Source organism: uncultured Agrobacterium sp., assembly GCA_913777615.1.
Classification (GTDB): domain Bacteria; phylum Pseudomonadota; class Alphaproteobacteria; order Rhizobiales; family Rhizobiaceae; genus Agrobacterium.
This window is the reverse complement of record CAJYTK010000020.1, coordinates 62,394-77,183: the sequence shown is the minus strand read 5'-3', so window position 1 is coordinate 77,183 and position 14,790 is coordinate 62,394. Positions and strand designations below refer to the sequence as shown.

Here is a 14,790-nt window from a genome sequence, read left to right as displayed (position 1 = left end):
TTGCGAGGTCAGGCGGATTTCGCCTGCACCCGCATGAAGCCGACGGTCGCTGCCCAGAGCACGACACCGATCAGGAGCAGCACGGCGGCAATCGAATATTGCACCGGATCGCGACCCGTCCATGGGCCGACGAGGAAGAAGCAGCTGATGGCGCCGAGCACCGGCAGGATGGTCGGTGTGCGGAAGTGTTTGTGCGCCACCTTGTCCTTGCGCAGCACCAGCACCGCAACATTGACGATGGTGAAGACGCCCAGCAGCAGGAGTGCCGTTGTGCCGCCAAGGGCTGGCACGCCGCCTGCAAACGCGATGAGGCCAACGGCAATCAGTGAAGTGAAGATGATGGCCACGTAAGGGGTGCGGCGACCGGAATGGACCTTGCCGAGGGCTGGCGGCAGTACGCCTTCGCGACTCATGCCGTAGATCAGGCGGCTTGCCATCATCATGTTGATCAGTGCGGAATTGGCGACGGCGAACATGGTGATCACAGCAAAGATGCCGATCGGGAAGTTCGGTGCGCCTGCTTGCACCACCTTCAACAGCGGCGTTTCGCCCTCGCCGAGTTCGGCAGCAGGAACCAGCGTGATGGCGGAAATGGCGACCAGAATATAGATGATGCCGGTAATGACGAGGCCGCCAAGCAAGACCTTCGGGAAGATGCGGGCGGGTTGCTTGCATTCTTCCGCCATGTTGACCGAGTCCTCGAAGCCGACCATGGCGAAGAAGGCAAGCGTGGTAGCGGCCACCACCGACCAGATGACGCCGTGTTCTCCGGCGGGCTCAAACGTCCAGGCGCGCGAGACATCACCCTGACCGTTGCCGATGGCCCAGAAGCCGATACAGATGATCATGAGCAGGCCGGTCAGTTCCACGACGGTCAGCACCACATTCATCTTCACGCTTTCGCCCACGCCGCGAAAGTTGATAAGCGCGACGGCGACGATGAAGGCGATGGCAATGCCTGTCACGCCGAAGCCGCCGAAATCGAAGCCGGTGACGGTGGCGAAGTTTGCGGCAAAGGCGCGGGACGCAGTCGAGGCAGAGGTGACGCCGGACGACATGACCGTGAAGGCGACGAGAAAGGTGATGAAGTGAACGCCGAAGGCTTTGTGCGTATAAAGCGCTGCACCCGCGGCGCGCGGATACTTCGTCACCAGCTCCAGATAGCTGCAGGCCGTGAGAAGCGCCACCGCAAAGGCGATGAGGAAGGGTAGCCAGACGACGCCGCCCACTTCGGCTGCGACCTGTCCCGTCAGCGCATAGATGCCGGTTCCGAGAATGTCGCCGACGATGAAGAGAAGCAGCAGCCCCGGCCCCATGACGCGCTTGAGCTCCGTCTTGTGCTCGCCTGCATCATCCGGTTGTGTGATGTTATTCGCCATGTAGAGTTCCCCCGAACAATATGTCTTTTAACGCGAGCAAAACGGGAAGGTTCCCGCGCGACAAGAGCAAATGGGGTCAAGCGCTTAAGCCGGAACTGACATCGCGGGAATGGCTTATAGTGTCCGATACAGAGGTACAGCTTGTGGGTGAGGGGCTGAGCCTGCGCCTGCTCTGTCCGGGTTGGCTCTTCGGGCTATCCGGCATCCGCCATACGGTCGATCTCCGGCATGCCTGGCCTGCTCCCTGCACCATGGAGCTCTCGTGTGAGCGATTTTGCGGCAACGATCAGTCGGCATCACTCACGGCACCCACCCGCGCCATTCCACCCAGCGCCCGTGAAAATCCGCTCGACCAATCTCCTGCTTTTCGCCGGTCGGCCAGATTTGCAGGGTCAGCGCTGCCCCTTGTGGTTGGCCGTCGCCTTCCATCTGGAGGCGGGCGAGAGGGGCGTCTGCTGTGGCGCGAGTGCCGGCTTCAGCGATCAAGGCTTCGCCCTTCTGTTTGAGGGCGTCAGGGAAGTATTGCCAGGCGACGGAGTGGAAGATGACATGGGCGGCATGTGGTTTCGGGTCTTTCAGCCGCTTTGCCAGCCAGTCGATCGCGTCTGCCTTTTCCACCTGCAAATGATTGTCTGCCGCGATGCTGAGGGCGTCTCGCGTTCGCTCCAGGCGGTCTGTCTGATCGGCCCAGATATAGGAGAGCTGGCGCAGGCGATCCTCGGCAGAGGAGGGGTTCAAGGGGTTAAGGTCGCAGCCTGCCCGATCAAGAACTGTGAAGGTGCCGGGGATTTCGGGCGCTTCGCCGCGCCATTCGGGAGAAAGGAGGACGGGGCTCTGCGGTCCCCACTCGGTTTGGCCAAGCCGGTAGCGATAACGGTCCAGCTGGAGGTTGAGACCGGCACTGGCGCCGACTTCGGAAAGGATCAGCGGTTTGCCGGTTTGCTTGGCGACGATGAAGAGGCCGGGCAGCAGGGCTGCGGAGCGGCGGACCTCGTTGGTCTGGGGTGGCGATGTCAGACGGTCGAGGATGAAGGCTTCGTGTTGCCGGAATGCTTGTTGCACTGCCGGCCAGAGGAGAACATCTTCGAGTTCGGTGAGCGGGTCGATCCTTTCAGAAAGAACCAGCGCATGCAGTGCGCCCGCAATGCGCAGCGGCACGGAATCGTCGCTGGGGCCGGGTGGCCCGGGCCAGTGAAGAATGGTTCGGGCCACAGCGCCTTGTGTCGTTTGGAGCCGGTCGGCGAGCAGCCGGCAGAGCCTTGCGGTGAAGGGAGAGCCGAGTGTATCGCAAGCCGCAGCCTGCGTTTGGAATGCCTCTCTCACGATTGCTTCCGGCATGGCGGCCTCCGTTTAACCTGTTGATCAGTCTTCGGGCCGGTCCTTCGGATCGAACTGAGCGATGGTGATCCAGCGGGCGGTCAGTGCGGGTTTCTTTTCGTTTTCGATCTCTACCGCCACGTCATAGGTCATCATCAGCATGGCGCCGCCGCGAAAGCGCGCCTCGGCCAGCGTGAAGCGTCCGCGAACACGCGCGCCACTCTTGACCGGAGACACGAAGGTGACTTTCTCAAAGCCGTAATTGATGCCCATGGTCTGTTCGCGAATTTTCGGCAGGGCGCTGTAATTCATGGCAGACAGGAGCGAAAGCGTCAGGAAGCCGTGCGCGATGGTGCCGCCGAAGGGGCTTTCGGCCTTGGCGCGTTCCGGGTCTGTGTGGATGAACTGGTCATCCAGCGTGGCCTGCGCAAAGGCATCGATCATTGCCTGATCGACCGTGATCCAGTCGGACAGGCCAACTTCCGTACCGATCAGACCCTTTACCTCGGCAAGCGAAACGTCTTTCACGGCAACCCTTTCTTTTGAACAGTCGAACCCCGTTATAGGGCGGTGACCGCCGCCCGATCAATCGCCAAGATAGAATACCACGGAGCGAGGCGGGAGCCAGGCCGGCACGCCGAAATCGACACCGAGCGGCCTCCAGCCTTCACCCTTCAAGGTGAAGGGAATGGCGTTGCGGCTGCGGTTGAAGAGCGTCGCCAGGCGCACAGTCTTGCCGGTCTCCTTGTCCAGTGTTTTCAGCACCATGGCGAAGGTCGTCGCATCCGGCCGGTTCCAGTCCTCTTCGCACATGGGCTCGCCCAGAGGCGACAGCCACTCGATCTCGCCGCTGTCCGGTGAAAAGAAGGTGCTTTCGCCGAGGGCTGAAAAGCGCTGGCGAAGTTTCGCCAGAAAGGCCGTGTGGTCGATCAGGTCAGGCGAGAGTGCTGCCCAGTCAACCCAGGTGATAGCGTTGTCTTGGGCATAAGCATTGTTGTTGCCGCGCTGGCTGCGTCCGCCTTCGTCGCCCGCGGTCAGCATGACCGTGCCACGGGTGACGAAGAGAGTGGCGAGCAGCGCCTTGATATCGGCGATGCGGGCGGCATTCACCGCTGCGTCGTCCGTCAGTCCCTCGACGCCGTTGTTCCAGGAGTGGTTGTCATTGTGGCCATCGCGGTTGTCTTCGCCATTCGCCTCATTGTGCTTGTGAGCATGGGAGACGAGATCGAAGAGGGTGAAACCATCATGGGCGGCGATGAAGTTGACGCTGCGGGTTTCAGTCTGTTCGTTGCGCGAAAAGAGTGGTGCGGAGCCGGCCAGCGCATCGGCAAGTGCTCCGATCGTGTGATCGTCGCCGCGCCAGTAGCGGCGGATATCGTCGCGCGCCCGGTCGTTCCATTCGAGGAAGGACGCGGGGAAATTGCCGAGTTGGTAGCCGCCGGGGCCGATATCCCAGGGTTCAGCGATCAAGATGCGATCGGCAAGCAGAGGGTCTTCATGCATCTGGCGCAAGGTTTCGCTGTGTGGATCGAAGCCCTCAGGGCCACGGCCAAGCACGGGGGCAAGGTCGAAGCGGAAGCCATCGACGCCTGCTTGGCTGACGAAATGGCGCAGCGTTTCGATGACGAGATGGCGCACCTGGGGGTGATCGCAGGCGAGCGTGTTGCCGGTGCCGGTATCGTTGATCAGCGTGCCGGGATCGTTCGGTAGATGGCGGTAATAGGTGCGGTTGTCGAGCCCGCGCAGCGACAGTGTCGAGCCGAAGCGATCGCTCTCGCCGGTATGGTTGAAGACGAGATCGAGAATGACCCCAATGTCGGCTGCATGCAGAGCGGCGACGGTATCGCGCAGTTCCTTCATGCCGCCGGGGCAGAGGCGCGGCTCGAGCGCCATGAAGCCGACGGGGTTATAGCCCCAGCCATTGGTGAGACCCAGCGGCGGCAGATGCCGCTCGTCTATCCAGGCGGTGATGGGCATAAGTTCTACGGCGCTGACGCCGATCTTCTGCAAATGCCCGATGATGGCCGGATGGGCGAGAGCCGCCACCGTGCCTCGGGTGGCGTCGGGCACGTCGGGGTGCAGCATGGTGAAGGGCTTGACCGCGACCTCGTAGATCAGGCCGCCTCGGGTAAAGCGGGGAGGCGTGAGGCTGACCGGCGCGTCGCTGGAAACAATCGCCTTCGGCATGATGGAGGCGGTGTCTTCGCCAAAAGTGAAGAGGCTTGGATGGTTTTCGAAGGGGCGGTCGATGGTCGTGGCGTAGGGGTCGAGCAGCAGCTTTGTCGGGTCGAACCATAGACCCTGTTCAGGGGTGTAAGAGCCGTGGGCGCGGTAGCCATAGCGGGTGCCGACTTTCGCCTGCGGGACGGTGAGACGGTGGATGCCATTGCCGACGGGTTGCATGGCGAGGCGGGCAGTCTCTGTGTTGCCGTCTGTCTCGAAGAGGCAGAGTTCGATTTTTGTGGCGTCGCGAGAGTAGACTGAGAACTCGGTGCCGGTTGAGGCGGGGACTGCGCCTTGGGGAAATGCTGCTTTGGTTGGCATGGGCTGGTCCCTCTGGTGATGGGTGGGTTTGGAGCTAGCGCCGTTTTTTTTAAGGCCCGCTATGTCCTGACGGACATCTTCCGCTCAATCCGGCAAGCAAATTGAGGTTGGCCGCTTGCCTTTCCTGCCACACCTGCTGAGAGGCTTCTCCACTTTTGAAGCTTTACGAGACGCGATACCTCATCGGATATCGATCTCCCCCTGGAGGGGGAGATGCCCGGCGGGCCAGAGAAGGGCGGCCCACCCACAAAAGCGGATGAGGGGCGCCCATCCCAATCATCGACTCTAGATCAGGTAATCACCGTCGGCGCATCACGGCCGGTGTGCTTCTTGATCCCCGCAATCGTATCCGCCACAGCGATCAGGTCGGCGAGCGCTTCCTGCGTTTCGATGTTGTGGCGGGCCGCATCGGCCTCGTAGCGCTCTACATAGAGGCGCAGTGTCGCGCCGGATGTGCCGGTGCCGGAGAGGCGCAGCACGATGCGCGATCCGCCTTCGAAGAGGATGCGGATGCCCTGGTTCTTGCTGACCGATTGGTCGACCGGGTCGTGATAGGCGAAATCGTCGGCCTTTTCGACCTTCAGATTGCCATAGGTGGTGCCGGGCAGTGTGGCCAGTTTTTCGCGCAGCGTTGCGACCAGCGTGTTGGCGGCGTCGCTGTCGACTTCTTCATAGTCGTGGCGCGAATAGTAGTTGCGGCCATATTCGGCCCAGTGCTTGGTGACGATGTCTTTAACGCTTTCCTTGCGGGCGGCGACGATGTTCAGCCAGAAGAGCACGGCCCAGAGGCCGTCCTTTTCGCGCACATGGTTGGAGCCGGTGCCGAAGCTTTCCTCACCGCAGACGGTGACCTTGCCGGCATCGAGCAGGTTGCCGAAGAACTTCCAGCCGGTTGGCGTTTCATACATGCCGATGCCGAGCTTTTCGGCCACACGATCGGCTGCCGCACTGGTCGGCATGGAGCGGGCGATGCCGGAGATGCCCGATGCATAGCCGGGAGCGAGTTTGGCATTGGCGGCGATGATCGCAAGCGAGTCCGACGGGGTGACGAACATGCCCTTGCCGACCACCATGTTGCGGTCGCCATCGCCATCGGAAGCAGCACCGAAGTCGGGGCCTTGCGGGCTCATCACGTCATCATAGAGTTCCTTGGCGTGAACGAGGTTCGGGTCCGGGTGATGGCCGCCGAAATCCGGCAGCGGCACGGAGTTGCGGACAGAGCCTGCCGGTGCGCCGAGGCGTTTTTCGATGATCTCGACCGCGTAGGGGCCGGTCACCGCACTCATGGAATCGACCACGACCTTGAAGCCGCCGGCGATCAGATCGCGGATCGCGCCAAAATCGAAGAGCTCTTCCATCAGCGTGGCGTAATCGGCCACCGGGTCGATGACTTCCACCTGCATGCCGGCAACGTCGCTTGTGCCGATCCGGTCGAGATCGATATCGGCGACATCGGCGATGCGGTAGGTTTCGATGGATTTGGTGCGGGCGAAGATGGCGTCGGTGATCTTTTCAGGGGCCGGGCCGCCATTGCCGATATTGTACTTGATGCCGAAATCTTCGTTCGGGCCGCCGGGATTGTGGCTGGCCGACAGAACAATGCCGCCGAAGGCCTTGTACTTGCGGATGACGTTGGAGGCGGCGGGCGTGGAGAGAATGCCGCCCTGGCCGACCAGAACCTTGCCGAAGCCTGCGGCTGCGGCCATCTTGATCGCCTTCTGGATGACCTCGCGGTTGTAGTAGCGGCCGTCGCCGCCGATCACCAGTGCCTGACCCTCGAAGCCCTCGAGGCTATCGAAGATCGACTGGATGAAATTCTCTGCGTAGTTCTCCTGCGCAAAAACCGGCACCTTCTTTCGCAGACCCGAGGTTCCGGGCTTCTGATCCTGAAATGGCGTGGTCTGGACGGTCTTGATCGACATTCAATGGCCTTTCGACGTAAGTTGGGTGTAAAGCGCGGCGTAAAGTCCTGCGCTCTTTTCCCAGGAAACATCCGATTTCATCCCCTGCTTCTGCATCTGCGTCCACAGTTTCGGGTCTCGGTAATATCGCATTGTGCGACGTAGCGCCTGGCGCAGCCCATCCGGCGTGACGGAAGAGAACTGAACGCCCGTTGCCACTTTCGCGGAAACAGCAGCATGATTGGCATCGATCACGGTATCGTTCAAGCCACCATTGCGCGCCACCACCGGTACGCAGCCATATCGCAGCGCATAAAGCTGGGTGAGGCCGCAAGGCTCGAAGCGCGACGGAATGATGATGGCGTCACAACCGGCCTGCATGAGGTGCGAGAGCGGCTCGTTATAGCCGACCGCCACGCCGACCCGTCCGGGATGACGGGTGGCCGCTGCCATCAGCGCGCCTTCCAGACCGATTTCGCCCGCGCCCAGCACGACGAGGCGACCGCCCATGGCCACGATATCATCGGCAACCTCAGCGATCAGGTCGATGCCCTTTTGCCAGGTGAGGCGGGAGATGACGCAGAAAAGCGGGCCGTTATCGTGGTCCACCCGGAAGTGGCTGGCCACCGCTGCCTTGTTGAGCGCACGCAGCTTGAGGTTGGCGGAGGTGTAGTTCTCCTGGATCAGATGGTCGATGGCCGGGTTCCAGACCTCGGCGTCAATGCCATTGACGATGCCGTGCAGCACGTGGGCGCGGGAGCGAATGACGCCATCCAGGCCCATGCCGTAATCTGGCGTCAGGATTTCGTCGGCGTAGGATGGGCTGACGGTGGAGAGTGCGGTTGCCGTCTGCAAGCCGCCCTTCAGGAAGCTGATATCGTTATAATATTCGATGCTTTCGGTGGAGAAGGCGTGTGCGGGCAAGCGAAGCTCGGAAAAGATATTGGCGCCGAACTGACCCTGGAAGGCAATATTGTGGATGGTCAGCAGGCTTGGAATTTCCGGCGTCTCGGCATAGCGCATATAGACCGGAGCCATGGCCGACTGCCAGTCATGCGCATGAAGAACGTCGGGCTGCCAGCCTTCCAGTTTTCCGGCGGCGATTTCGGCAGCCGCCAGCGAAAGGGCGGCATAGCGCTTCCAGTTATCCTCGAAGTCCTTGCCCGTCGAATCCAGATAGGGGCCGGCAGGGCGATTATAGAGCGAGGGTATGTCGAGGATCAGCAGATCCAGCCCCTCGTGTTCTCCGGCCAGAATATCGGCATGTTCTCCCAGAATGTCGGGAAACGCGCCGACCTTATGGGCGTCCTTCACCGCAGATGTGACGGCGGGATAGCCGGGGATGAGCGTGCGGGTGCGGATGCCGCTCGCCTTCAGAGCGATGGGAAGCGCGCCGGCAACGTCGGCGAGCCCCCCTGTCTTGATCAGCGGATAGATTTCGGACGCGACCGAAAGAACATTCATGAGGCTCACAGATCCAGCTTGTCGATCATCGATTGGGTTATCAGGCAGATTCCGTTTTCGCTGCGGCGGAAGCGCTTGGCATCGAGAACCGGATCGTCTCCAACGACCAGCCCTTCCGGAATGACCACGCCATGGTCGATCACGACGTTGCTCAATTGCGCGTGACGGCCGATCTTGACGCTCGGCAGCACGACCGCATTTTCAAGCCGCGAATAGGAATTGGCGCGCACGCCGGTAAAGAGCAGGCTGCGGTTGAGCGACGCGCCGGAAATGATGCAGTCGCCGGACACGACGGAGGAAACTGCCGAACCACGACGGTTTTCGTCGTCATGAACGAATTTTGCCGGTGGCGTGATTTCCGCATAGGTCCAGATCGGCCAGGACTTGTCGTAAATATCGAGGTCCGGAACGATATCGGTGAGGTCGATATTGGCCTGCCAATAGGCATCGATGGTGCCGACGTCGCGCCAGTACGGACCATGCTCGAAATCGGAGCGGACGCAGGACGAGGCGAAGCGGTGGGCGACGGCCTTTCCGTGCTCAACGATATAAGGAATGATATCCTTGCCGAAGTCGCGGCTGGAACTGGGGTCGGTAGCGTCGCGGCGCAGGCATTCCATCAGGAACTTGGTGTGGAACACGTAGATGCCCATGGAGGCGAGCGCGTTTTCTTCATCGCCCGGAATGCCTGGCGGATCGGCAGGCTTTTCGATGAAGGCGATAATCTCGTCCTTGTCGTTCACATGCATCACACCGAAGCCGGTTGCATCCATGCGCGGCACTTCCAGACAGCCGATGGTAACATCCGCGCCCGAATCCACATGCTGCTGGAGCATGTATTCGTAATCCATCTTGTAGATATGGTCGCCGGCCAGGATGACCATATATTCCGGGCCGTGAGCCTCGATGATGTCGATGTTCTGATAGACGGCGTCGGCTGTGCCTTCATACCATTGCGTTTCCGACACGCGCTGGGAGGCGGGCAGAATATCGAAGCTTTCGTTCCGCTCCGGGCGGAAGAAGTCCCAGCCGCGTTGCAGGTGGCGGATCAACGAATGCGCCTTGTACTGCGTGGCCACACCGATGCGGCGGATGCCGGAGTTCAGCGCGTTCGACAGCGCGAAATCGATGATGCGCGCCTTGCCGCCGAAATAGACGGCTGGCTTTGCCCGCCGGTCGGTCAGCTCCTTCAGGCGGCTGCCGCGCCCGCCTGCGAGGACATAGGCCATTGCATCACGTGCCAGAGGCTGAATTCTCTTTTCACTCATCGCTCGAGTCCTCCCATAAAATTCCACTCTTGCCTTAGTCTGTAACGCGACTGGAGTTTTTAATGCTTCCCGTCACGTTTTCATTCTTGTCTGCCTCATGTCCCTGCGACGAGAGGAAGATCAGTTCTCAAGCTCCAGCATGATGACGGCAAGCGGCGGAAGTGTGAGCGTTGCGCCGATACTGCCACCGGCATCCACCGCCTGAACGCGTCCGCCATTACCCTTGCCGGTGCCGCCATAGATCTCGGCATCGGTGTTGAGAATTTCGCGCCAGCGTCCGGCAGCCGGAAGCGGCACATAGTAGTTCTCGCGATAGACCGGCGTAAGATTGGAGATCACCGCCACGGGCTTTTCGCCCGGTGCGCGGCGCAGCCATGCCAGCACGGAATTGTCGTGATCGTCGGCCACCAGCCATTCGAAGCCTTCCGGCTCGCAATCACGCGCATGGAGAGCGGCCTTGGAGCGGTAGGTGAAGTTCAGGTCGCGCACCAGGCGGCGCATGCCCTCGTGCATGTGGTACTGGAGGAGGTTCCAGTCGAGCGAAACCTTCTCGCTCCATTCGCTCCACTGCGCAAATTCCTGGCCCATGAAAAGCAGCTTCTTGCCTGGATAACCCCACATGAACGCATAATAGGCGCGAAGGTTGGCGAATTTCTGCCAGTCGTCACCCGGCATCTTGGCAATCATCGAGCCTTTGCCGTGCACCACTTCGTCATGCGAGATTGGGAGCACGAAGTTTTCGCTATACGCGTAGAGAAGGCCGAAGGTCAGTTCCTGATGATGGAACTTGCGATGCACCGGTTCGCGGGCAAAATAGCTCAGCGTGTCATGCATGAAGCCCATGTTCCACTTGAAGCCGAAGCCCAAGCCCCCCTCATGCACGGGCTGCGAGACTTTCGGCCAGGAGGTGGATTCTTCCGCAATGGTCATCACGCCCGGATGGTTGCCATAGATCAGCGTGTTCATCTTCTGCAGGAAGCGAACCGATTCCAGATTTTCGCGCCCGCCATATTCATTGGGGATCCACTCGCCTTCCTTGCGGGAGTAATCGAGATAGAGCATCGAGGCGACCGCATCGACGCGCAGGCCATCGAGATGGAATTTCTCGGCCCAATAGAGCGCATTGTTGATGAGGTAGGACATGACCTCGACGCGACCGAAATTGTAGATCGCGGTGTTCCAGTCCGGATGGAAGCCCTGGCGCGGATCGGCATGTTCGTAAAGGGCCGTGCCGTCGAACCATTTCAGACCATGCTCGTCGGTCGGGAAGTGAGCGGGCACCCAGTCGAGAATGACGCCGATGCCGACCTTGTGGGCGCCATTGACGAAGCGGGCAAACCCTTCCGGCTCGCCGAAGCGGGCGGTCGGTGCATAAAGGCCGGTCGTCTGGTAACCCCAAGAGGGGTCATAGGGATGTTCGGTGACAGGCAGGAACTCGATATGGGTGAAGCCCATGTCAGCACAGTAAGGAATAAGCTCCGCGGCCATCTCGTCCCAGGTCAGCATCGAGCCGTCCTGACGCTTGCGCCAGGACGCAGCGTGGACTTCGTAAATGCTGATCGGCTGACGGCGCTGATCGATGCTGGCCCAATGCTTGCGGTGGGTTTCATCCTCCCATTGCTGCACGAGTTCGGGCGTGGTGACGGAAGCGTTCTTGGGACGAAGCTCTGCGCGTCGCGCATAGGGGTCGGCTTTGAGCGGCAGAAGCTCGCCATGGGGACCGATGATTTCGAACTTGTAGGCGCAGCCGGCATAGACATCCGGTGCGAAGATTTCCCAGATGCCGGTGTCCTTGCGAAAGCGCATCACATGGCGGCGGCCATCCCAATTGTTGAAATCGCCGACGACGGAAACGCGGCGCGCATTGGGTGCCCAGACGGCAAAATGAAAACCTTCGACACCTTCGAGCTTGAGGGGATGTGCGCCCATTTTGTCGAAGAGGCGAAGATGGGAGCCTTCTCGGACGAGATAATCGTCCATGGGACCAAGAACCGGGCCGAAGCTGTATGGATCGGTAACCGCCCACTCGGCGTCGTCGCGAAGCGCGCGGTAGCGCACCGGCTGGCGCTTGGTAATGTCGATCACGCCTTCGAAGAAGCCGTCATCGTCGGTGCGCGTCAACTCTCCGGCAACGTTGCCGTCAAGTGTCATCACCGTCACCTCTTCGGCCCCGGGGATGAAACAGCGCGCCACGAAACCGCCCGGCGTCTGGTGGACGCCGAGCACTGCAAAAGGATTGGAATGCAAACCGCTCTTGATTGCCTCGATTTCGGCCGTGGGTATGGGATTGAAGGTCTTGTCTTCGGCCGAATTGAGCGGTTTTTTCATCAGGCTCTCCAGATTTCCGTGGCGTATTGGCGGATCGTCCTGTCGGACGAGAACCAGCCCATGCGCGCGGTATTGCGAACGGTTTTTTCATACCAGCTGGAAGCGTTGCTCCAGATGGCGTCGACATCGCGCTGGGCTTGCGCATATGCATCGAAATCGGCGGCGACCATGAACCAGTCATTGTTGTAGAGGCCGTCCATCAGCCCGGTGAAGCGCGAGCGATCATCGGGAGAGAAGACGCCGGATGCAATCGACGACACGGCCTGAGCAAGCTCTGCCGAGTTTTCGATGATGGCGCGGGGATTGTGGCCTTCGGCGCGGGCCTTTGCCACTTCGTCTGCCGTCTTGCCGAAGATGACGATGTTGTCTGCCCCGACATGTTCCAGCATCTCGACATTGGCGCCATCGAGCGTGCCGATGGTGAGTGCGCCGTTGAGAGCAAATTTCATGTTGCCTGTGCCGGACGCTTCCATGCCTGCGGTGGAAATCTGCTCCGACAGGTCGGCTGCCGGCACCATGATTTCGGCCAGCGAGACGTTATAATTCGGAACAAATACCACTTTCAGAAGCCCACGCACTGCCGGATCGTTATTGATGACGCGGGCGATATCGTTGGCGAGCTTAATGATAAGCTTGGCATTGTGATAGCTCGGCGCGGCCTTACCGGCAAAGAACTTAACGCGTGGAACCCAATCGAGTTCCGGGTGCGAACGAATTTGGTCGTATAAAGCGACAGCCTCGATCAGATTGAGGAGCTGACGCTTATATTCATGGATGCGCTTGATCTGGATATCGAAGAGCGCGGACGGATCGATGCGGATGCCCATGCGCTGCGCCACCGTGTTGGCCAGACGCACCTTGTTCTGCCGCTTGATCTCGGCGAACTTGTCGCGGAAGCTCGAATCTTCGGCAAAACGATCGAGACCGAGAAGCTTTTCGGCGTCGTCCAGGAAGCCATCGCCGATGGCATCGCGGATCAGGCTTGTGAGACCCGGATTGCACTGCATCAGCCAGCGGCGCGGGGTAATGCCGTTGGTCTTGTTGTTGATGCGGGTTGGAAACAGCATGTGCAGGTCGGAGAAGACCGTTTCCTTCATCAGTTCGGTATGGAGTGCCGAGACGCCATTGATGGAGTGCGAGCCGATGAAAGCCAGATTGCCCATGCGAACCCGGCGCTCGCCGCCTTCGTCGATCAGCGAGATCGAACGGATCTGGCCATCCGAGAGCTTCTTTTCCTTGCGGGCGAAGATCAGCGTGTTGGCATTGATCGCGTAAATGATCTGCATGTGGCGCGGCAGAAGACGCTCGAGCAGCGGCACCGGCCAGCTTTCCAACGCTTCGGGCAGAAGCGTGTGGTTGGTGTAGGAGAAGGTGCCGCGGGTGATTGTCCAGGCCTCTTCGAAATCCAGACCGTGTACGTCGCACAGAAGGCGCATCATTTCGGCGATCGAAATGGCCGGATGCGTGTCGTTGAGCTGGATGGAGACCTTGTCCGGAAGGCTGGTGAAATCCGGATATTGCTGCAGGTGACGGCGCAAAATGTCCTGCAAGGAGGCCGACGAGAAGAAGTACTCCTGGCGAAGGCGCAGTTCCTGTCCGGCGGGATTGGCATCCGCCGGGTAGAGAACGCGGGTCAGCGCTTCCGCCTTGTTGCTTTCGCGCAGTGCGCCGATATGGTCGCCGGCATTGAAGGCGTCGAGAAGTATTGGGTCGATCGGCTGGGCAGACCAGAGGCGCAGCGTGTTGACGCGGGTGCCGCGCCAGCCCACGACCGGCGTATCATAGGCCATGGCGATCATGCGTTCGGCAGGCTTCCAGACGAAACGCTGTGGCTCCTCATAGCCGCCGACGGTTTCCACCGATCCGCCGAAGCCGATTTCGTAGGCGCTTTCACGCCGTTCAAATTCCCATGGGTTGCCATGGGCAAGCCAGGTTTCCGGCAATTCTACCTGCCATCCATCGGCCATCTGCTGGCGGAAGAGCCCGTGAACATAGCGGATGCCATAACCATAGGCCGGAATATCGACGGTGGCCATGGATTCCATGAAACAGGCGGCAAGACGGCCAAGACCGCCATTGCCAAGGGCGGCGTCCGGCTCAAGCGCTGCGATCACATCGAACTCGACGCCAAGCGAGGTCAGCGCCTGACGGATTTCCTCCATCAGCTCCATATTGGTGATGGCGTCGCGCATCAGGCGACCGATCAGGAACTCCAGCGACAGGTAATAGACGCGCTTGGAATCGTTCTGATAGGCCTTGCGGGTGGATTCCATCCACTTGTCGATGATGCGGTCGCGCACGACCAGAATGGTTGCCGTCAGCCAGTCATGCGGTTTGGCGACCTTCACATCCTTGCCGATACGATAGGTCAGACGCTCGATGATTTCGGAGGCAAGCACGTCCGGGTCGGAACTGCGCGGGGCGGGGCGGGGAAGATCGTTGGTAGCCAGTTTATTGATCATTGGTCGGTCAGCACCTTGATGGGAGGGGAGGGGCCTGATTGTGTCGATCCGTTAAAGCGTTGCGCTATCCGTCAGATACGCTCTTCACGCCTTGAATCCTTTCTTTGTCGCATGCCGCTGTCACAAA

General features: G+C 60.4%; 9 protein-coding genes. All 9 read right to left on the bottom strand.

Annotation, left to right across the window (positions count from 1 at the left end; genetic code table 11):
- Window positions 1-8 precede the first annotated feature (8 nt).
- Window positions 9-1,379 (bottom strand): APC family permease, encoded by a 1,371-nt coding sequence (locus tag QZ862_RS17895; protein WP_296101225.1) that lies wholly within the window; start codon window positions 1,377-1,379, stop codon window positions 9-11.
- Between the two features lie 300 nt (window positions 1,380-1,679).
- Window positions 1,680-2,717, bottom strand: coding sequence for a DUF2332 family protein (locus QZ862_RS17890; protein WP_296101224.1), 1,038 nt, complete (start codon window positions 2,715-2,717; stop codon window positions 1,680-1,682).
- Between the two features lie 24 nt (window positions 2,718-2,741).
- Window positions 2,742-3,224: a MaoC family dehydratase gene (locus QZ862_RS17885; RefSeq protein ID WP_296014335.1), complete on the bottom strand. Its 483-nt coding sequence runs from the start codon at window positions 3,222-3,224 to the stop codon at window positions 2,742-2,744.
- A gap of 57 nt (window positions 3,225-3,281) precedes the next feature.
- Window positions 3,282-5,240 (bottom strand): glycogen debranching protein GlgX, encoded by a 1,959-nt coding sequence (gene glgX / locus QZ862_RS17880; RefSeq protein ID WP_296101223.1) that lies wholly within the window; start codon window positions 5,238-5,240, stop codon window positions 3,282-3,284.
- Between the two features lie 290 nt (window positions 5,241-5,530).
- Window positions 5,531-7,162: an alpha-D-glucose phosphate-specific phosphoglucomutase gene (locus tag QZ862_RS17875; RefSeq protein WP_296101222.1), complete on the bottom strand. Its 1,632-nt coding sequence runs from the start codon at window positions 7,160-7,162 to the stop codon at window positions 5,531-5,533.
- Window positions 7,163-8,605: a glycogen synthase GlgA gene (glgA, locus tag QZ862_RS17870; RefSeq protein WP_296014331.1), complete on the bottom strand. Its 1,443-nt coding sequence runs from the start codon at window positions 8,603-8,605 to the stop codon at window positions 7,163-7,165. It lies immediately after the preceding gene.
- Window positions 8,606-8,610: 5 nt separating this feature from the next.
- Window positions 8,611-9,873 (bottom strand): glucose-1-phosphate adenylyltransferase, encoded by a 1,263-nt coding sequence (gene glgC, locus QZ862_RS17865; protein WP_296014330.1) that lies wholly within the window; start codon window positions 9,871-9,873, stop codon window positions 8,611-8,613.
- A 120-nt stretch (window positions 9,874-9,993) separates the two neighbouring features.
- A complete protein-coding gene (gene glgB, locus QZ862_RS17860) occupies window positions 9,994-12,201 on the bottom strand; it encodes a 1,4-alpha-glucan branching protein GlgB (protein ID WP_296014328.1) in 2,208 nt (735 codons plus the stop codon).
- On the bottom strand, window positions 12,201-14,663 hold the full coding sequence (locus QZ862_RS17855) for a glycogen/starch/alpha-glucan phosphorylase (protein ID WP_296101221.1): 2,463 nt from the start codon (window positions 14,661-14,663) through the stop codon (window positions 12,201-12,203). Before QZ862_RS17855 ends, glgB begins: the two co-directional genes overlap by 1 nt.
- Window positions 14,664-14,790: the final 127 nt, after the last annotated feature.

Excerpts from the sequence above, each read along its gene's own strand:
- QZ862_RS17890 (WP_296101224.1), bottom strand. The coding sequence starts at position 2,717 with ATGCCGGAAGCAATCGTGAGAGAGGCATTCCAAACGCAGGCTGCGGCT.
- glgC (WP_296014330.1), bottom strand. The coding sequence starts at position 9,873 with ATGAGTGAAAAGAGAATTCAGCCTCTGGCACGTGATGCAATGGCCTAT.
- glgA (WP_296014331.1), bottom strand. The coding sequence starts at position 8,605 with ATGAATGTTCTTTCGGTCGCGTCCGAAATCTATCCGCTGATCAAGACA.
- glgB (WP_296014328.1), bottom strand. The coding sequence starts at position 12,201 with ATGAAAAAACCGCTCAATTCGGCCGAAGACAAGACCTTCAATCCCATA.
- glgX (WP_296101223.1), bottom strand. The coding sequence starts at position 5,240 with ATGCCAACCAAAGCAGCATTTCCCCAAGGCGCAGTCCCCGCCTCAACC.
- QZ862_RS17875 (WP_296101222.1), bottom strand. The coding sequence starts at position 7,162 with ATGTCGATCAAGACCGTCCAGACCACGCCATTTCAGGATCAGAAGCCC.
- QZ862_RS17855 (WP_296101221.1), bottom strand. The coding sequence starts at position 14,663 with ATGATCAATAAACTGGCTACCAACGATCTTCCCCGCCCCGCCCCGCGC.
- QZ862_RS17895 (WP_296101225.1), bottom strand. The coding sequence starts at position 1,379 with ATGGCGAATAACATCACACAACCGGATGATGCAGGCGAGCACAAGACG.